General features: G+C 49.9%; 21 protein-coding genes. 19 read left to right on the plus strand and 2 right to left on the minus strand.

Going from position 1 to position 17,178, the window contains the following annotated elements; translation table 11 throughout:
• Positions 1 to 8: 8 nt before the first annotated feature.
• Positions 9 to 1,256 (minus strand): hypothetical protein, encoded by a 1,248-nt coding sequence (locus AYJ59_RS04775; protein WP_127119397.1) that lies wholly within the window; start codon positions 1,254 to 1,256, stop codon positions 9 to 11.
• Positions 1,256 to 2,713, minus strand: a complete 1,458-nt coding sequence (locus tag AYJ59_RS04780; RefSeq protein ID WP_127119398.1) for a cytochrome c — start codon at positions 2,711 to 2,713, stop codon at positions 1,256 to 1,258. The genes AYJ59_RS04775 and AYJ59_RS04780 overlap by 1 nt, the downstream gene beginning before the upstream one ends.
• Before the next feature lie 430 nt (positions 2,714 to 3,143).
• Between AYJ59_RS04780 and AYJ59_RS04785 the strand changes: the two genes are divergently transcribed.
• The 19 genes from AYJ59_RS04785 to AYJ59_RS04875 all read left to right on the plus strand — a co-directional run bounded on the left by AYJ59_RS04785 (position 3,144) and on the right by AYJ59_RS04875 (position 17,107).
• On the plus strand, positions 3,144 to 3,737 hold the full coding sequence (locus AYJ59_RS04785; protein ID WP_127119399.1) for a TetR/AcrR family transcriptional regulator: 594 nt from the start codon (positions 3,144 to 3,146) through the stop codon (positions 3,735 to 3,737).
• 92 nt (positions 3,738 to 3,829) lie between these two features.
• Positions 3,830 to 4,228 (plus strand): hypothetical protein, encoded by a 399-nt coding sequence (locus AYJ59_RS04790; RefSeq protein ID WP_127119400.1) that lies wholly within the window; start codon positions 3,830 to 3,832, stop codon positions 4,226 to 4,228.
• Positions 4,229 to 4,282: 54 nt separating this feature from the next.
• Entirely contained in the window at positions 4,283 to 5,380 is a 1,098-nt protein-coding gene (locus AYJ59_RS04795) for an MBL fold metallo-hydrolase (RefSeq protein WP_127119401.1), read from the plus strand.
• 477 nt (positions 5,381 to 5,857) lie between these two features.
• Positions 5,858 to 7,273 carry a form I ribulose bisphosphate carboxylase large subunit gene (locus AYJ59_RS04800; protein WP_029938610.1) on the plus strand — a complete coding sequence of 472 codons (1,416 nt, stop codon included), beginning with the start codon at positions 5,858 to 5,860 and terminating at the stop codon, positions 7,271 to 7,273.
• 45 nt (positions 7,274 to 7,318) lie between these two features.
• Entirely contained in the window at positions 7,319 to 7,660 is a 342-nt protein-coding gene (locus AYJ59_RS04805) for a ribulose bisphosphate carboxylase small subunit (protein WP_029938609.1), read from the plus strand.
• Between the two features lie 59 nt (positions 7,661 to 7,719).
• Positions 7,720 to 9,711, plus strand: a complete 1,992-nt coding sequence (gene csoS2 / locus AYJ59_RS04810; protein ID WP_029938608.1) for a carboxysome assembly protein CsoS2 — start codon at positions 7,720 to 7,722, stop codon at positions 9,709 to 9,711.
• A gap of 95 nt (positions 9,712 to 9,806) precedes the next feature.
• Positions 9,807 to 11,312, plus strand: coding sequence for a carboxysome shell carbonic anhydrase (locus AYJ59_RS04815; RefSeq protein WP_237260374.1), 1,506 nt, complete (start codon positions 9,807 to 9,809; stop codon positions 11,310 to 11,312).
• Positions 11,313 to 11,339: 27 nt separating this feature from the next.
• On the plus strand, positions 11,340 to 11,612 hold the full coding sequence (locus tag AYJ59_RS04820; RefSeq protein WP_029938606.1) for a carboxysome peptide A: 273 nt from the start codon (positions 11,340 to 11,342) through the stop codon (positions 11,610 to 11,612).
• Positions 11,593 to 11,847, plus strand: coding sequence for a carboxysome peptide B (locus tag AYJ59_RS04825; RefSeq protein WP_029938605.1), 255 nt, complete (start codon positions 11,593 to 11,595; stop codon positions 11,845 to 11,847). Before AYJ59_RS04820 ends, AYJ59_RS04825 begins: the two co-directional genes overlap by 20 nt.
• 32 nt (positions 11,848 to 11,879) lie before the next feature.
• Positions 11,880 to 12,170: a BMC domain-containing protein gene (locus AYJ59_RS04830; RefSeq protein ID WP_029938604.1), complete on the plus strand. Its 291-nt coding sequence runs from the start codon at positions 11,880 to 11,882 to the stop codon at positions 12,168 to 12,170.
• A gap of 28 nt (positions 12,171 to 12,198) precedes the next feature.
• Positions 12,199 to 12,492 (plus strand): BMC domain-containing protein, encoded by a 294-nt coding sequence (locus AYJ59_RS04835; RefSeq protein ID WP_029910948.1) that lies wholly within the window; start codon positions 12,199 to 12,201, stop codon positions 12,490 to 12,492.
• A gap of 103 nt (positions 12,493 to 12,595) precedes the next feature.
• Positions 12,596 to 12,901 (plus strand): BMC domain-containing protein, encoded by a 306-nt coding sequence (locus AYJ59_RS04840; protein ID WP_029938603.1) that lies wholly within the window; start codon positions 12,596 to 12,598, stop codon positions 12,899 to 12,901.
• 52 nt (positions 12,902 to 12,953) lie between these two features.
• Complete coding sequence (locus AYJ59_RS04845; protein WP_127119402.1) at positions 12,954 to 13,502, plus strand: ferritin-like domain-containing protein; 549 nt, start codon at positions 12,954 to 12,956, stop codon at positions 13,500 to 13,502.
• On the plus strand, positions 13,499 to 13,759 hold the full coding sequence (locus tag AYJ59_RS04850; RefSeq protein WP_029938601.1) for a 4a-hydroxytetrahydrobiopterin dehydratase: 261 nt from the start codon (positions 13,499 to 13,501) through the stop codon (positions 13,757 to 13,759). Before AYJ59_RS04845 ends, AYJ59_RS04850 begins: the two co-directional genes overlap by 4 nt.
• A 12-nt stretch (positions 13,760 to 13,771) precedes the next feature.
• On the plus strand, positions 13,772 to 14,071 hold the full coding sequence (locus AYJ59_RS04855) for a hypothetical protein (protein ID WP_127119403.1): 300 nt from the start codon (positions 13,772 to 13,774) through the stop codon (positions 14,069 to 14,071).
• Positions 14,072 to 14,393: 322 nt separating this feature from the next.
• Positions 14,394 to 14,762 (plus strand): hypothetical protein, encoded by a 369-nt coding sequence (locus tag AYJ59_RS04860; RefSeq protein ID WP_127119404.1) that lies wholly within the window; start codon positions 14,394 to 14,396, stop codon positions 14,760 to 14,762.
• Between the two features lie 9 nt (positions 14,763 to 14,771).
• The gene (rdgB, locus tag AYJ59_RS04865) at positions 14,772 to 15,386 is read left to right on the plus strand and encodes an RdgB/HAM1 family non-canonical purine NTP pyrophosphatase (protein WP_127119405.1); all 615 of its coding nucleotides are present in this window, start codon (positions 14,772 to 14,774) and stop codon (positions 15,384 to 15,386) included.
• Positions 15,379 to 16,005, plus strand: a complete 627-nt coding sequence (locus AYJ59_RS04870; protein ID WP_029938597.1) for a BMC domain-containing protein — start codon at positions 15,379 to 15,381, stop codon at positions 16,003 to 16,005. The genes rdgB and AYJ59_RS04870 overlap by 8 nt, the downstream gene beginning before the upstream one ends.
• A 97-nt stretch (positions 16,006 to 16,102) precedes the next feature.
• A complete protein-coding gene (locus AYJ59_RS04875; protein WP_051673397.1) occupies positions 16,103 to 17,107 on the plus strand; it encodes a LysR family transcriptional regulator in 1,005 nt (334 codons plus the stop codon).
• Positions 17,108 to 17,178: the final 71 nt, after the last annotated feature.

Consider the following 17,178-nt stretch of genomic DNA (forward strand, 5'->3'; position numbering starts at 1 on the left):
TCTTCTCCTTACAGTGACCAGATATAGAAGCCAACCGCAAAGAACTGGACCATCCACAGGGTCATGATCCAAATTGCGATGGTGCCCATCTTATTGACGGTTTCGCCCGGCGTGTAAACGCCGACGGTTTGCCCGGCTTTCCAAGCGATGGTCAGGAAGTAAGCCAAGACGCTACCGCCGACAATCGCAAAGGTCAGGAAGAACAAGCCGGTGGAATACCAGTCTGTAATCACTTTGTAGTCGAAGAAACTGTAGTTGAAGAACCCGTTCAGAATGTCGTAACGCAACACTTCACGTGAGATGGCGACAACCAAACCGACCACTAGGCCCATTGGCAAGGCCATGTAGCTGCAGATGCGAGCTTCGCCTCTGAGACGAATCAAGCCCCAAACACCGTAGAACAGAACCGCGGCGCCACCGAGGATACCCCAGAAGGACGTGGCGAAATTGCCGGCGGTTTCCGGTAAGGTCATCATCCAGCCGATGTACAGCACGGTTGAAATCACCGAACCGGCCAGCATCCATTTTTTGCCGACGCTCGCCGCCCAGTTCAAGTAGTCGTGATCGGCATCTTCACGCACCGACTTAAAGCGACGGTAGGTGACCAACATCGCACCGGCAACCGGAATCGCCAAGCTGATGAAGAACGCAAAGCGCCAAGGGCTAAAGGCATGCAGTTGGGAACCGGAATAGTCCAGGGTACCGTTCTGCATATACCATTCTTGCCACAGTTCAGGGTGCAACATTTGTTTGGTCAAACTGTGCATGATGAAACCGACGACCAACATCAACGCCAAGCTGACAACCATCGACCAGCGTGATTTCGGCTGAAGAGTTTTGTCTTTTTCTTTGTTGTTGCGGAAGTAATAGAAGTACATCGCCCAATACGCCAGAATCAGAAGGACGATAAAGGAAATCACCCAATCGGCGGACAGCACGTTGGACGTGTACCAGTGCGGATCATAGGTGACCTGCACGAACAGCAACGGGGCGACCCCGATTACAATGGCGACCGAAACGGACACCTTGGCGATTTCCAGCATGGCCGCTCCCAGGCGACGCCAGTAAGCGTTCTGGCTGAAAGCGCCGATGAGCGTAATCAAAGAGGTGCCCAACATCAACTGCACAAAGAAAATGTGCATGGCGAAGGTCAATACCCCTAACGCAATGAAAACAATCGGATAGGTTGGAATCCCTGCGGGGTTACGCAGGGCATACATCATCTCAGTAACCTGAGCAACTTGAGCAGCATCCATTATTTGCCCTCCTGTTCAACGGTCAGACGTGCAACTTTGTCGTCGGCGTGTTTAATGGCCAACGCACGGTCACGGTCTGAAATTTCTTTGTCAATCGCCGCAGTGACGGCGGCTTGTCCGCCTTCCTTGTTCATGACCAAGAAGGCCGACAAGGCTTTGACTTCCGATTCCAGCATCGGCATTTTCGGCATGTAAGCGATGTTGCCGGTGGTGAGGACACCCCGTACATACTCTTCCATACGTGCTTGCGTGATGCCGTCCGGGAAGTAACGGTGCAACGGACGAATGCCGCTTTCACTTGGCGAGTGACAGTTTGAACAATAGGTCATGGCGATGAATTCACCGGCTTGGATCATATTGCCGTTATTGACTTCTTTCAGGTGTTCAGGCGTAAAAGGGTGCGCCTTGAGGATACCGACTTTTTCGATGGTCGGCAGTTGCGATTTGATGTCCATACCCGGGACGTCGCGTCCAACGACCTGGTTGGAGTAAACGTATTGACCGGCGACCCATGGTTTACGCATGGATTCACGTGCGGTTTCCTCCGGCCACAGACCGGCCACCAGAATGATGACCGCCATGGCACCGGCAAAGCCTTGAACCAATACTTGAGGACGTAGCATGGTGATGATGAAATAGGCCAGGGTACCTGCCAAGACCGCCATGATGCTGGCCTGGAAGTAATCCGGCAAACGGTTTTCCATGACCAGAATCGCCTGGCCTGGAACGGAAGTCATATACCATTGGAACATGGCCGCACCGATCAAGGTGGAGATAATCCCCAGCCAACCCAATTTACGCGCCATTTCCTTTTTGAAGGCCGGGTCTTTGATGCCGGAGATGATGATTCCGCCGACCACCGCGGTCATGGTGAACATGAACGCCATACGCATGCCCAGTTGGGCAAAGGTGTTGGTGCCGTAGAAACCGTTCAGGTAACCGCCTTCTTCAAACCACATCTCTTTCCCCGGAACCATCATGAATGACAGAATCCCGACGATGATGACCATGGTGGCCAGAGAGGCAATCCCGAAAATCAGCGAAATCTTCATGTGGGTTTTCTTATCCACTTTGCCGACCAGATACACAATCATATATACGCCCACCACTTCGATGACGAAGAAGACCCATTCGGTGGCCCATTTCCATACGAAGGAGTGAATCAGCGCGCCGATCCCGTTCGGGCTGGCGACGGTGGTCGAATACCAGATGCCCGGACCGGTTATGGAACCGGCCACATAGGTGAAGACCAATAGGAAAAGGCCGTATTTCTTGATGAAATCCAGCAAGTCTTCACGGTCTTCTTTGTAGGCTTTGTGAGACAGGTAGGCAAAGAGAAGTGCGGCCCCCACGGAAGTGTGGGAGGCCAACACATGAAAGGTTGCGATAAGCGCAACCACCCAGCCCGAACCGACGATTGGTTCGTACCAGGTTGGATATAAGCTGATTAAATCCATCTTGCTATTCCTCGATATTAATATCTTTTATCTTATATAAGCCTAAGTTATGGCTTTGCGGCAATCTTAAATATTCAACGTGGTTTATGGAATTAGAAAATATTTATATTTATGGGTGTATAAATTTTAATGATAAGTGAAATGCGCTAAGAATCAATCGGTTATGGAAAGACTAGCGTCACACTTGAATCAAAGCCTCCATGGTTTTTTCACATTTCAATGAAAAGGTCAAAATTCATTATAGGTAAATGTACATACAATAAAACCCTTTTCTTGCATTAAGTCTATTTTTAAACCTCTTGTTTTGTAAGGTTTTTGCTGTTTTTGAAACCAAAATTCAGGCTTCTTTATTACCCCAATCAGTTTTTTTGATTGGTATTAGAATGAATATTCTAGAATAATCATTCTAAATTAATTTACGGGGGAATGTATGGCGAATTTTTTCGATGCTTCCGATATCAGTGCATCCAAGAAACGCATTTTGCAAAGTGCATTGACGTTGTTCGTGGAAAAGGGGTTTTTCAATACCTCGATTCCGGACCTGGTGGAGCATTCCGGTGTCAGCACCGGGTCGATTTACCATGCCTTTAAAGATAAAGAGGCGTTGGCCACGGAGTTGATGCACCATTTGCTGGCGACCATTGAAGCGGAGCAGGCCGATATTTTGGCGCGGCACCAAACGGTTAAAGCGCGTTATTTCGCCTTGGTGGAGTGGATGTTGCGTTTTGCGGAAGCCTATCCGGATGTGGAGCAGTTTATTTTGTATGCGCGCCACAAGGAATTCATGCCGTCGGTGAAACCCATCTGCTCGGCGAAACCTTTTATGACATTACGGGACGTCATTCTGGAAGGACAGGAAACCGGTGTATTGCGACAAATGGATGTGATGGTGGCATCGTCCATTGCGTATGGTAGCGTCCTACGATTGATTCAACTGTACCTGGATGGTGTTTTGACCACGCCGTTGATGACGCATTTCGACGAGCTGACCGAGGCGGCTTGGCGGGCTTTGGCGGCGGAATGATGGCGTCAGTTCGATGAACATATTTTTACAATGAGAGCTTTGCTCGCGCCCCACTCGTGCAAAGCTCTCACAATAAACCTCAAGGAGCGAAAATGACTTTAAAGATGGATTTGATTTGGTGGTATTGGGCCATTACGGATGCGCTGTTGATTGCCGGTGTGGCGGGTGTGCCTTATGGCATTGAGGCGGCGATTGTCTTCAACGTGATACAGGTGGTGCATTTCTATGCCCGTACTCCGGATGTAAAAGCCTTCCCCGTGCAAGTGCGTTTGGCCTATCTGGTACTGTTGCTGGTCGCGTTGTATCCGCCGTTGTTCTTCCTGTATTACCTCATTATTTTGGGCACCTCCGCGATGGTGTTTTTCGACTATTGCTTCCTGGCGCGTTTTATGTCGCTGATGCCATGGAATCATTCCGAACGCTTCAGTTGGGGGTTGATTCGTTCCACCTTTTTTTCCAAACCGGTGGACGGTTCGGTGCAGAAAGCCTGAGTGAAACGGATTTTTAAGAGTGAATTGATTGAACGTATTTGAAAGGAAAATATTATGCGACACCTGTTATCAACGTTGATTTTGTCGTCCGGTTTTATGTCCTGTGCGGCGCTTGCGGCGGGCGATAAGACGGGAGACCCTTATGTGATGGGGTTTGAAACCTATGCCAAGGAAATGGGCGGAGACGCCACTTATAGCGGCTATGCACAAGAAGTGGTCAAAACTGAACGCAAGGCCGGTTACATCGGTCCGACGGTGCATTTGCCGAAGCCGGTGAAAGTCATGGACGGAGTGTATACCGTGGTCGGCAGTCTGATTTGGCATAATCCATCTAATTACGGGTTGAACAACAATCTGACCTTTATGATTTTTAAAGACGGCGTCTTTGTGTTCAATGCCGGACCGAACCCTGCGGTGGCCGCGGCCTTCCATAAAATGATCCGCTCCTATACCGACAAGCCGGTGAAATGGGTGGCCGTGGAAAACAGCCAGGGACATGCTTACCTCGGAGCGAGTTATTGGGTGGATGTGGGCGTGAAGAACCTGTATTCGCACAAACGCGCCAATGACGATTTCCATAAAGGATTTGCCCATATCAAAGAACATTGGTCCACTCGTGTGGGAAGGGAAATCACCCATTCGGCACGTGATGTGTCGGACCAATTCACCACCTTTGAAGATAAGCTGACCGTGGATGTCGGCGGCGGAGAAACCGTTGAAGTGCTGAACTTCGGGCCGGGGCACACGCCGGGGTCGACATTGGTGTATGTGCCGAGTCGAAAACTGTTGCTTACCGGGGATTTGGCTTATAACAGCCGGATGCTGGCATTGTTCTCCTACACCAACACCTTGCATTGGGTGGAGTCCTTCGACCGGATGATGGCCGCGATGCCCAACGATGTCAAAGTGATTCCGGGGCACGGTGCGCCGACCGATATGGCGACCATCAAACGCGATACGTATGATTATTTGACCTATATGCAAACCGAAGTGCAGAAAATCATCGACCGGGATGGTGTGGAAGAGGACGCTTTGGAAATCGACCAGTCGATGTACCAAGACCGCCCGGTCTTCGAGCAGACCCATCGAAACAACGCCAGTCATATTTACCGAGAGATGACCGGCGGTGATTTAGGTGAAAACTTCGAGTAACGTCAAGAGGTTGGTTCATCCGTACCGACAGTCGGATTTAGGGTGAACCGTGACTAACCTTTCAAGGCTCCATCTTCATGATGGGGCCTTTTTTATTTACAGCCTCCGTATAGGACTGTATACCAGCCATCTTGGAATGGTGCTTTACCGCATTTTGTTCCAAGCTTTCCTATCGGGATGAACCGCTTTTCGATAGGGTCATTTTTGACCAGGCCTGGTCGTTTTTTGGATGGGGATTCACCCTCATCGGGATGGATTTTATGTGGCCGTCAAACCTTTCAATTAAAAAAATAGCCCTTTCCTTTTGAATTTTAAGAAAAATCAATGATTTTTAAGTATTTGAAAAATAAGGAAATATTTTCAAAGCATTGATTATCATCAATTCTAATCATCATGCCTTTCAATTAGTCACCTATAGGTTGGCGCACTAATATTGCACTTGAATTTATTTCAACTCCAAAAACAAGGAGAGCATTTATGGCGAGTAAAACGTTTGACGCTGGTGTACAGGATTACCAGCTGACTTATTGGACACCAGATTATACGCCTCTGGATACAGATCTATTGGCTTGTTTCAAAGTTGTCCCTCAAGAAGGTGTACCGCGTGAAGAGGCAGCAGCAGCTGTAGCGGCAGAATCATCAACGGGTACTTGGACGACAGTTTGGACGGATTTGTTGACAGACATGGAGTTCTACAAAGGTCGTGCGTACAGAATCGAAGATGTACCTGGTGACAAGAACGCATTCTATGCATTCATCGCTTACCCGTTGGATCTTTTCGAAGAAGGGTCTGTTGTAAACGTATTGACTTCATTGGTAGGTAACGTATTCGGGTTTAAAGCCGTACGTTCACTTCGTTTGGAAGATCTACGTTTCCCAATGGCATTCATCAAAACGTGTGGTGGACCACCATCCGGGATTCAAGTTGAGCGTGACAAGTTGAACAAATACGGTCGTCCTATGTTGGGTTGTACCATCAAGCCAAAACTAGGCCTTTCCGCTAAGAACTACGGACGTGCCGTGTATGAATGTTTGCGCGGTGGTCTGGATTTGACCAAGGATGACGAAAACATCAACTCACAACCATTCCAACGTTGGAGAGATCGTTTTGAATTCGTCGCCGAAGCGGTTGATAAAGCGACTGCGGAAACCGGTGAGCGTAAAGGTCACTACTTGAACGTTACCGCCGGTACCGTTGAAGAAATGATGAAGCGTGCCGAGTTCGCTAAAGAACTGGGTCAGCCAATCATCATGCATGACTTCTTGACCGCAGGTTTCACGGCCAATACGACGTTGGCGAACTGGTGTCGTGAGAATGGCATGTTGTTGCACATTCACCGTGCGATGCACGCCGTAATCGACCGTAACCCGAACCATGGTATCCACTTCCGCGTATTGGCTAAGTGTCTACGTTTGTCAGGTGGTGACCACCTACATACCGGTACGGTTGTTGGTAAGTTGGAAGGTGACCGTGCTTCAACGCTTGGTTTCGTTGATCAGCTTCGTGAAGCCTTTGTTCCGGAAGATCGTTCACGTGGTGTGTTCTTTGATCAGGATTGGGGTTCCATGCCAGGTGTTATGGCCGTGGCGTCCGGTGGTATCCACGTATGGCATATGCCGGCATTGGTGAATATCTTCGGTGACGATTCCGTTCTTCAGTTCGGTGGTGGTACGCAAGGTCACCCAGGCGGTAACGCAGCCGGTGCGGCAGCTAACCGTGTGGCGTTGGAAGCTTGTGTTAAAGCACGTAACGAAGGGCGTGACCTGGAAAGAGAGGGTGGAGACATCTTGAGAGACGCGGCTCGTACGAGTAAAGAATTGGCAGTCGCTCTGGAGACTTGGAAAGAAATCAAGTTCGAGTTCGATACCGTTGACAAATTGGATGTGGGCTAAGCCGCATCTTATTTGAATGAATCCTAACAATACAAGGAGATAAAAATGTCAATGCAAACAGATGATTACCGTACTCAGTACACGTTGGAAACCTTCTCGTTTTTACCGGAGTTCAATGCGGATGAAGTTTACGATCAGATTGTTTACATCATCAACCAGGGTTGGACGCCAGCTCTAGAGCATGAAGATCCGGCCAATGCCTCAGCGCATTACTGGGGAATGTGGAAGTTGCCATTGTTTGGTACACGTGATCCAAATGAAGTGTTGGTTGAGTTGGACGCTTGTCGCGCCGCTTACCCAAACCACTTGATTCGTTTGATCGGATATGACAACTACACCCAGTGCCAAGGGCACAACTTTGTAGTTTACCGTCCTCGCGGAATGTAATTCGCACGGAACGAATAACGAGATTAAACGAGTCATCAAGACGAAAAGGAGGCTTTAGCATGAGTAACAATGCTCAAAGCGGTCGAGCCGCAGCGATTGCACGCCGAAAAGCACAGGTAAAAGGGAAGGGAGGACAGTCGTCGGCTTCGACAGCGACTCGTCAGCGTCCATCCACACCCGAGCCGGTTGCGACAACGGCGGCGCCTGCACCTACTCCGGTTGCTTCTAAGCCGTCTCGCTCTCGTCGTCAAGTCTCTGCTGCAGCGCCAACTCCGGCGTCCGCGGCAGGTCGTGAAGCGGCGAAGCAGAAAAGACAGCAACAGAAGCACGGGAAAAGTGCGGCAGATGCGGCTAAGTCAACGTCTCGCCCTGGTCAGAAGGCGAAAGCCAAGCAAAAACCGGAAGAGCCGATTGTGGAACCTCGTCAGTCTAAGACACCGAAGCCTGCAGCTCGCTCAGAACGCCGTAAAGCGGTAAAACCTGAAGTGGCCGTGCAACCGAGCGGACGCCTTCAATCGAAGGCATACCGTCAGGCACAAGCTAAAGGCAAAGCTGGACAGGAGGCCTTTAAATCCAAAGGAACAAGTCAATCTGGTGCGAAAGCCAAGTTGGCGAACCCGGATGCATCGACACGCGAAATTGCAAAACAAGTTCGTGCAGAAAAATGCGCTAAAGGCAAAACCTGTTCAACTGGTGGTTCACGCCCCATGCGCCAACCGAGAAATAGCGAGTCTTTGCCACAAAAAGTAGGCGAGTCACAAACCTTAAGCGGTCAAGCTGTTTCCGGTACGCAAGTCGGTCAAGGTGAAAAGAAAATGACCGGTGCTGAAACCGGTGCATGTCAATTGGTGAGTGGCACGGAGTATTTGGGTTCGGAAGAGTTCCATACAAACTGTGGTTCTCAACCGGAGGCGAAGCCTGCAAAAGTCACGCAGACACAAACCACTCGTGGTCAAAGTGTCAGCGGAACGGAAGTCGGACGTGCCGAGAAGATGACGGGTAACGAAACAGGGACTTGTTCATCCATTACAGGGACCGAGTACTTACCGGCAGACCAAAGCCAAATGTACTGTGGTGCAACCCCTGCAAAAGCTAAGGCAACCGGATTTTCGGTGATGTCTCAGCCGGCGCAGAAAAGTGGTGAAAAAATCACCGGTGGCGACAATCGTCGGTCTCAATCGACAACGATCAAGCCAAAAACACCAGCGAAAGCACCTCAAAAGGTAATGCCTTCGCAAACTGCAAAAGGCAATACCACGACAGGAACGCAGGTTGGTCGTTTGCAAGCGGTGACTGGCGGTGAAGCAGGAACTTGTAAGTCTGTTACAGGAACCGGTTATCAAAGTGCCGAAGAAGCTGAGACTTTATGTCAAATGCCGGCAACGGATACCGCAACTAAGGTAACGGCTTCTGGAACCAGCCGAGGTCAAAAGGTCACAGGGGAACGCAGCGGTGCTTACTACGGTATGACCGGCGCGGAAACGGGTGATTGTCAAGCGGTAACCGGCACACCTTATACGGGCGCTGAGCAAACACAATTGTGTTCGGTTGATCAGCAAACTGAAATAAAGGTTCGGCAGCGTCAAGGCGCTAACCCATCCATTTCAGGTGTTCAACCGGGGCCTCAGGGACTAACAGGTGCACAAAAAGGTGCTTGTGAATTGGTTTCCGGGACGCATTATCAAGGCATGGATCAAACGGCCATGGTATGTGACTCTAACAATGCCGCCGCACCGGGCGAGTCGGATTTTCCGATGATGCTGGGGCAAGCACAAGCCGCTCCGGTGGCCATGGCTGAGCCAGCGCCGGAACAAGGGTCGAGAATTACCGGTGACGGATGGGACAGAGGTTCCAAAGTAACCGGTACGGATGGACCTTGGGCGGCACAGCGTAATGCGTCGGTTCGTGGTACAGCTAAACAGTCTCCTATGGCGGCTGCGCAGTTTACGCCAGGGGCCAATGCCGAAGTGCCTATGAGTCCGATTACGGGTTCATCCGGTAATACCGACACGGGCGCGAAAGTGACTTTGTCGGGCGGTGCTAGAGCTTAATGATTGTGTAACGAAAGTGTGAGTGTTAGATGAATTCTACAAAAAAGAACTATCGTCAAAAGTCATTGTTCTGGAAGCCGATTCCATCGAATCCTTTGTGGCAGCAAAAGAAGCCGACTGCTCATGGTTCCACGGTTGCAACAGAAGCGATTGATGAAATCGGAAGACAGGACAGAGTTGATACAACTCAGGCAATGACCGGCACTCATGTTTTGGTTAACGAGGCTCAAAATGAATTGTTGCGTCGTTATGAAATGGATATCAAGGCACGTTTTGATGATATCGAAGCTGTTTTGAAAGACATCTTGACGCAGCAGGGCAAACCGGGTTTTGTGGCTTGGGCGAACCAAGCGTTGTTTGCAAAGTTGGGTGTAAAGCTGACAGAAGACGATTGGCAGTCTGAATTGAATTTTCAACCTCAGAAAGCGTTTCAGAAACTGTACGCCAAAACCCTCTTTGCACAATTTATTCGAATGTCGGAAGACTTCTATATCAATGACCCATTAATGGGCCAGCGAAAACAAGAAGCCGAACGCATTTTTAAAGAAGCAGGGTTTCACGCCGTAGGCATTGCGCCTTGTGCGGATGGACGTCTTGCTCATGTAGTCAGTTATGTACTCAGACTGCCTTATGACGCTGTGAGAAGAAAGGCCCATGCGGGGTCATTATTCGATATCAGTGAAAGTGTCAGAAACTGGGTGTTTATTGAGCACACGCGGTTCAGAGAAGGTAAGCCAAATGCGGCTGAAGAACCGACGCGTTATTTAAAGATTGCGGTATATCACTTTTCGAAAGCCGACCCGACCCATCAAGGTTGTGCCGCACACGGGAGTGATGACCAAAAAGCAGCGGAGGCTGCATTAACAAAGCTCAAGGATTTTAGGCAGGCAATTGAAAACCGTTTCGGGTGTGGTGCCAGTGTTCAAACCTTGTTGATCGGAATGAATACCGACGACGACAGTTTGAAAATCCATATCCCTAACGAGCAAGGCAAGGTGTGTTTGCAGCGTTTTGTGGAAACCGACCAGCTATATCAGCAAACCGCTGACCTGTCGGCAGACCAGGCGAAGCAAGCGATTGAGCACGCAATCGACGATTGCAATTTGAATCGAAGCTCTACCGCACCTCAGCCAGGGGTGAATACCCTGATTGCCTGGTTGATTGCGAACAATTTCTCGCAACTGGCCTATGTCAACCGATATGAAAACGGTTGCTATAGCGATATCGGTCATGCGGAAAGGTTTATCGGCGTCGGTAACGGCTTCGAAGAAGTGCAACTTCGCAATCTGAGTTATTACAGCTTCCTCGATACGGTGGAAGAAGGTGTGAACGATGTGGATGTCGGTATCAAGATTTTTAAAGGTCTGAACGTCAAAAAAGGGCGACCGATTCCGATCATCATCCGTTGCGATTACGACGGACGCGTTCCTGGCTCTAAAGATAGAGCGCAAGCCAAAGCGGTGAGAATCGAAAAGGCATTGCACAACCGTTATCAGGAATTGTCGGCATCCGGTTTGTTGCAAACCATGCCGACCTTAAGAGATTTTACCGGCTGTCAGCCAGCGGAAAGACTACCCAGCCTGGCAGATTTTTCAGCTTGAGAAGCACTGCTTAGAAAGGAGTAGAAGGTGAAAATTTATAAAGTCGATAAGACACTCGTTTCGACCAATCGCATCGCCATGATGGAGCACAAGCCTCTGCTGGTGGTTCGAGAAAAAGATGGCGGTACCCCTCAAGTAGCGGTTGATCCGGTGGGGTGCAAGCCGGGAGATTGGGTTATTTGTTGTGGTAGCTCGGCGGCCCGAGATGCGACAGGTGTAAAAGGATATCCAAGTGATTTAACCATCGTTGGAATTATCGATAAATGGGAAGTGCCAGAGGATGCAGATACTACAAGTTAAAAAAGAGCTGGTTCTGACCAGTCGCTTGGAAGGGTTAGGTCATCTTCCGATCAAAGCGCTGGTTAGCCAGACAGGCGAAGTACTTGTGGCGATGGATCCCGTTGGAACAAAGTTGGGTGACTGGGTGTTTACCATCGCCAATTCTGCGGCGAGAGACGCGGCAGGAGACAAACGATTATTAACGGATTTAACGGTTGGCGGCATCATCGATGATTGGCAACCAGAACAGAAGTAAGTTTTAAAGTGAGCAACTCAAAGGAGAAAGTTATGAGTGATTACGGTATTGCGTTAGGCATGATTGAAACCCGTGGTTTGGTGCCAGCGATTGAAGCAGCGGATGCGATGACGAAAGCGGCGGAAGTACGCCTGGTCAGTCGTGAGTTTGTTGGCGGCGGTTATGTAACGGTAATGGTCCGTGGTGAAACCGGTGCGGTTAACGCTGCGGTTCGTGCCGGAGCAGACGCTTGTGAACGTGTTGGTGACGGTCTGGTAGCCGCGCACATCATTGCTCGCCCACACAAAGAAGTGGAACCTGTTTTAACAATTGATCAAAAGTAATTTAGTTCTTTATTAAAGGAGAAAGGCTATGAGTACGGAATATGGAATTGCACTGGGCATGATTGAAACCCGTGGTTTGGTGCCAGCGATCGAAGCAGCGGATGCGATGACGAAAGCGGCGGAAGTACGCCTGGTCAGTCGTGAGTTTGTTGGCGGCGGTTATGTAACGGTAATGGTCCGTGGTGAAACCGGTGCGGTTAACGCTGCGGTTCGTGCCGGAGCAGACGCTTGTGAACGTGTTGGTGACGGTCTGGTAGCCGCGCACATCATTGCTCGTCCACACAAAGAAGTGGAACCCGTTTTAACAATTGAAAGTAAGTAATTTGTCTTTCGCTAAAAGTCTCTAAACAGAAAGTACCCCGAAACTCTTAATGTTTAGGGGCTTGATGCGGGAACAATTCTTTTTACCTCTAAGGAGAAAGGCTATGAGTACGGAATATGGAATTGCACTGGGCATGATTGAAACCCGTGGTTTGGTGCCAGCGATTGAAGCAGCGGATGCGATGACGAAAGCGGCGGAAGTGCGTTTGGTCAGTCGTGAGTTTGTTGGCGGCGGTTATGTCACGGTAATGGTCCGTGGTGAAACCGGTGCGGTTAACGCGGCGGTTCGTGCCGGAGCAGACGCTTGTGAACGTGTTGGTGACGGTCTGGTAGCCGCGCACATCATTGCTCGTCCACACAAAGAAGTGGAACCTGTTTTGACAATTGGTAACGGTGCAACCCGTAGCTGATTGAATGTCGAGGGTTAGTTTTTAACCCTCATTTGGAAGTTAGGAGGGAAAAATGCGTTATTCACAAAGAATGCCCGGTTCCGTAATGCCAGGAGCAGGCGCATACCCACAAATCCCCCAGGCACAGATGGCTGTTGCAAACAGTCAAATCCTGGGGTATTTGGGGCGAGCGTTGAGCCTGGAATTTTCGGCCGGTCAGCATTACCTCGCACAGGCTTCGCTGGCGAAATTTCGCCAAGAAATTTCATATGCCGAAGGGTTTGTGACCCTGGCAAATGAAGAGTTCCAACATGCGAACTTGATTACGGATCGTATGGTTGCACAAGGAGCCCTTCCTGCGGGGAGTGTCTTACGTCCGGCTGGACCGGCAACCAATATGGTTGAAGCTCTGAGAAGTTGTGAAGAAAGGGAAATGGCTCTTATTCAGCTTTATTCGGAAGCTTCACAATATTGCGCCAATTTTGGTGCTCAAGAAGATTTGATGCTGTTTAACCGGCTTTTGGAAGAAGAGCAATCTCAGCTTGTGAGAGTGCAGTCCTGGTTGGAAGAATATTATGGATCTTTGATGATGCAGCAACAGCCAAATAGGAGTTTTGTATGAACGAACAACGATGGAAGCTCAAAAAGAAACCCGCCAGTTTAGAGGCCCGTTTCGAATTCGAGGATTTCGAAACCCTACGGACCTTTCTCGACGATATGGCGGAAAAAGCCGAGCATCTGAATCACCACCCGAACATCAGTTTTGGTCGTGAGCATGTGTCGGTCATCATCTATTCCCAAGCGCAAGAGTTGCAGGATGTCGATTTTGCGCTGGCGGATGGCATTGATGAAGGTTTCAGTCGCGTTAATCTGCATTAAAAGGAGAGTCTTATGACGACCCCATCAGACAAAACCAAGCCGTCGACGGCGGCTCAACCGACGTCAACGGACACGGCGGAAAAACCGGTTTCAAAACCGACGCCTAAAGCGGCCCCAAAATCTGCGACGGCATCTCAAAAATCGACGCCGGCAACCACGAGTAAGAAAACTGCTTCTAAGCCGGCCGCTAAGTCGACGCCTGCACGGAAGAAGGAACCACCTGCAAAATCCAGTGGTTCCGGCAATGCCGGGCAGGAGCACATTGCGGAAGCCGTCAAACGTTTTCCGAGTCGACGCGTGTGGCCGGACTAGTGTCAGGTATCACGTTTTAAGTATTTCGTTAAGTTAGTTAGTCTTAGTCGTTTGGGCAGATTTTTCTGCCCGTTTTTTTATGTGCGATCGGAAAACTTAAGCCGGGGGTGCATATGTCGGCCAGGCATTCATTGATTCGAGTCTATGGCTGCAAGTTGAAAAATCAATTTTTCATGTCGAGTGGATTTCACTAGCATGGAGTTCAGGAAAAAAGCGTCCGTCATCGTAATGGAATACATGATGTCGCGATGAAGAGGATTCACGATGTGGCCTTTGGTCGGTGGATCGGATTGAGTACGAACAAAAGAGATGGCGAACAGATATGAAATGGCATGAAGCAAATGCAGAGTCCTGGAGTTGTCCGAGCCATGGCAATCCTTCTCAGGAATTCGACGGAGGATTGAATATGGTGGAAACCTGTTGCGAAAAACTGGTGCACATCGTGGCGAACGGCGAATTGGAAAACGATTTGCGCGCCTTGTTTGAACAGGTATCTGTGAGCCGAGTGACGGCGTTTGATGTCAAACCCGCACAAAATGAAACCACCGGGCAAATATTGTTTTTGGTGGTGGTGGCCGAAGAACGGCTGAACCGACTGTATAACGAATTGAATGTGTATTTGGACGGCAGTCATCAATTGACGGTGTTCACAGCGAATGTGGACGTGTTGACGCCGAGTTATTTTGCCTAGGGCGAATTTATGGAACGTTTGGTTTTAGCCACGGGCAACCCATATAAAGTCGCGGAAATGGCACCGGTATTGAGGCAATACGGTGTGGAGCCGCTGGCACAAAGTACTTTTTTTGACGGAGAGGTCGAGGAAGACGGTTTGAGCTTTGTGGAGAATGCCTTGAAAAAAGCCCGTTTTGCCAGTGCAAAAAGCGGATTACCGGCTCTGGCGGACGACTCGGGTTTGGAGGTGGCGTCCTTGGGAGGGCTCCCCGGTATTATTTCCGCGCGTTATGCCTCGCAAGGGAGCCATAAACCGACGGAAGCAGAGAATGTCCGTCAGTTATTGGACGATTTGGATGGAAGGGACTTCAGCGAACGCAAGGCCCGTTATTCCTGTGCCGTAGTGTATGTATCGCATGAGTGCGATCCCATGCCGGTGATTGGCATCGGTCATTGGTACGGCGAGATATTGAAATCGCCACGAACGGGGCAGGGTATCGGCTATGACGATGTCATGTGGATTCCGGCGTTGGTGAAAACGGTGTCGGAACTGCCGCTGGACGAAAAGATACGTTTGAGTCATCGCACGCAAGCGATTCATTCGGTGATGACGCAATTGGAGACGAACGCTTTTTATGATTAAGCTCAGAACTTATGTTTTTTTGGACGCCTTGCAGCCGCAGTTGGCTTCGTATATGGCCACGGCTTCCATGGGCTTTCTGCCGGTTGAGGGCGATGCGTGCCTGTGGGTGGAAGTGGCACCGGGGATGGCGGTGCACCGCTTGTCCGACATTGCCTTGAAAGCCTCCAATGTACGTTTGGCGCAGCAGGTGGTGGAACGGGCTTACGGTTCGATGGTGATTCACCATCGCACGCAAAGCGATGTGCTGGAATCCGGCGAGCGGATTCTGCAGCATTTACAAACACATGAATTTGATCGCCAGCAATGTCTGGTGATGTGGAATGAAACCATACGCTGCATTACCGCCGACCATGCGACCTTGATTAACCGGGATAACCGTCGCGGGTCGATGGCGTTGGCCGGACAAAGTATGTTCATTATGGAAACCGAACCGGCCGGGTACATCGTTTATGCGGCCAACGAAGCGGAAAAGGCGTCCAATGTGACCTTGGTCGAGGCGCGTGCGGTCGGGGCTTACGGGCGTCTGATCATGTGTGGTAAGGAAGCGGATATCAATGAAGCCGCCCGTGCCGCAACGCAGGCTTTGGAAGGTTTACAGTGCCGGCCGGATAACCGGTAATAATCGTAACGTTATGTTATTCATAACAATAAATTAGTTTTTTGAATCCGTTTTTAGGATAGGGTTTAAATCGTTTGGGGTGATATTGGGGGTGGGAATGAGTGAACATTTAAATAAGGCCACGTCAAATTTTTTGATTCGGCATGCTTCCCTTCGGCAAATTCAAGTGTTTGAGTGTGTGGCGAGAAATCTCAGTTTTACGCGTGCCGCCGAAGAGTTGTATTTGACGCAACCGACGGTTTCCTCGCAGGTTAAAAGTCTGGCGGAAGCCATCGATATGCCGCTTTACGAGCAGGTGGGGCGGCAGATTTTCCTGACCGAAATCGGTGAAGAGGTGGCGTGTAGCTGTCGTGGTATCATCGATCAGTTATCCAATCTGGAAATCATGCTGGACGATTTCCGTGGGTTGAAACGGGGGCGTCTGCGCGTTGCGGTTATTACCACCGCCAAATATTTCGCGCCGGTCGCGTTGGGTAAGTTTTGCAAAAAATATCCCGACATCGAACTGAGCCTCAAGGTCGGCAACCGTAATACCATTCTGAAACGTATTGATCGTAATCTGGACGATTTATACATACTCGGTCAGGTACCGAGCATGGACATGGATCTGGAGGCGATTCCGTTCGCGCCGAACCCGTTGGTCATTATCGCGCACGCCAACCATGAACTGGTCGGCACCAAGGTCAGTTTGAAGCGTTTGGCAAAGGAACCTTTCATCATGCGTGAAAAAGGGTCCGGCATTCGCTCGGCGGTGGAAGACCTGTTCGCGCAACACGGTTTGACGGTGAAAGAGCGCATGATGCTGGAAACCAACGAAGCCATCAAGCATTGTGTCATGGGAGAACTGGGCGTGGCTTGTGTGTCCGAGCATGCATTGGATCTGCTTAGCCCGGGCGCGAGAATCGCCAAGCTGGATGTGGAAGGTTTTCCGATTCATAAGGAATGGAATATCGTTTATCCGAAAACCAAGTCACTGTCGTTATTGGCGGAAGAATTCCTGAAGTTCTTGCAAGCTCATGGCGACCAATACCTGGAATTGGATATGGATGAAAAACCGGCATTGGATAAACCTGCGGAGCCTTTGAAGTCCGCATCCTCATAAAACTGTCATCCAAACTGTCTCAGCGGCCGGTAAACTGAATCGCTTAAATGAATCGTTTATGTTGTCGTTGA

The sequence above is a fragment of the Thiomicrospira sp. S5 genome (assembly GCF_003991075.1).
Lineage (GTDB): Bacteria > Pseudomonadota > Gammaproteobacteria > Thiomicrospirales > Thiomicrospiraceae > Hydrogenovibrio > Hydrogenovibrio thermophilus.

What these genes read in the sequence shown, in the direction of transcription:
- AYJ59_RS04790 (WP_127119400.1), top strand. Translation starts at nt 3,830, where the DNA reads ATGACTTTAAAGATGGATTTGATTTGGTGGTATTGGGCCATTACGGAT.
- AYJ59_RS04850 (WP_029938601.1), top strand. Translation starts at nt 13,499, where the DNA reads ATGAACGAACAACGATGGAAGCTCAAAAAGAAACCCGCCAGTTTAGAG.
- AYJ59_RS04830 (WP_029938604.1), top strand. Translation starts at nt 11,880, where the DNA reads ATGAGTGATTACGGTATTGCGTTAGGCATGATTGAAACCCGTGGTTTG.
- AYJ59_RS04855 (WP_127119403.1), top strand. Translation starts at nt 13,772, where the DNA reads ATGACGACCCCATCAGACAAAACCAAGCCGTCGACGGCGGCTCAACCG.
- AYJ59_RS04835 (WP_029910948.1), top strand. Translation starts at nt 12,199, where the DNA reads ATGAGTACGGAATATGGAATTGCACTGGGCATGATTGAAACCCGTGGT.
- AYJ59_RS04800 (WP_029938610.1), top strand. Translation starts at nt 5,858, where the DNA reads ATGGCGAGTAAAACGTTTGACGCTGGTGTACAGGATTACCAGCTGACT.
- AYJ59_RS04845 (WP_127119402.1), top strand. Translation starts at nt 12,954, where the DNA reads ATGCGTTATTCACAAAGAATGCCCGGTTCCGTAATGCCAGGAGCAGGC.
- AYJ59_RS04840 (WP_029938603.1), top strand. Translation starts at nt 12,596, where the DNA reads ATGAGTACGGAATATGGAATTGCACTGGGCATGATTGAAACCCGTGGT.
- AYJ59_RS04870 (WP_029938597.1), top strand. Translation starts at nt 15,379, where the DNA reads ATGATTAAGCTCAGAACTTATGTTTTTTTGGACGCCTTGCAGCCGCAG.
- AYJ59_RS04780 (WP_127119398.1), bottom strand. Translation starts at nt 2,713, where the DNA reads ATGGATTTAATCAGCTTATATCCAACCTGGTACGAACCAATCGTCGGT.
- csoS2 (WP_029938608.1), top strand. Translation starts at nt 7,720, where the DNA reads ATGAGTAACAATGCTCAAAGCGGTCGAGCCGCAGCGATTGCACGCCGA.
- rdgB (WP_127119405.1), top strand. Translation starts at nt 14,772, where the DNA reads ATGGAACGTTTGGTTTTAGCCACGGGCAACCCATATAAAGTCGCGGAA.
- AYJ59_RS04825 (WP_029938605.1), top strand. Translation starts at nt 11,593, where the DNA reads ATGCAGATACTACAAGTTAAAAAAGAGCTGGTTCTGACCAGTCGCTTG.
- AYJ59_RS04860 (WP_127119404.1), top strand. Translation starts at nt 14,394, where the DNA reads ATGAAATGGCATGAAGCAAATGCAGAGTCCTGGAGTTGTCCGAGCCAT.
- AYJ59_RS04795 (WP_127119401.1), top strand. Translation starts at nt 4,283, where the DNA reads ATGCGACACCTGTTATCAACGTTGATTTTGTCGTCCGGTTTTATGTCC.
- AYJ59_RS04785 (WP_127119399.1), top strand. Translation starts at nt 3,144, where the DNA reads ATGGCGAATTTTTTCGATGCTTCCGATATCAGTGCATCCAAGAAACGC.
- AYJ59_RS04875 (WP_051673397.1), top strand. Translation starts at nt 16,103, where the DNA reads ATGAGTGAACATTTAAATAAGGCCACGTCAAATTTTTTGATTCGGCAT.
- AYJ59_RS04775 (WP_127119397.1), bottom strand. Translation starts at nt 1,256, where the DNA reads ATGGATGCTGCTCAAGTTGCTCAGGTTACTGAGATGATGTATGCCCTG.
- AYJ59_RS04805 (WP_029938609.1), top strand. Translation starts at nt 7,319, where the DNA reads ATGTCAATGCAAACAGATGATTACCGTACTCAGTACACGTTGGAAACC.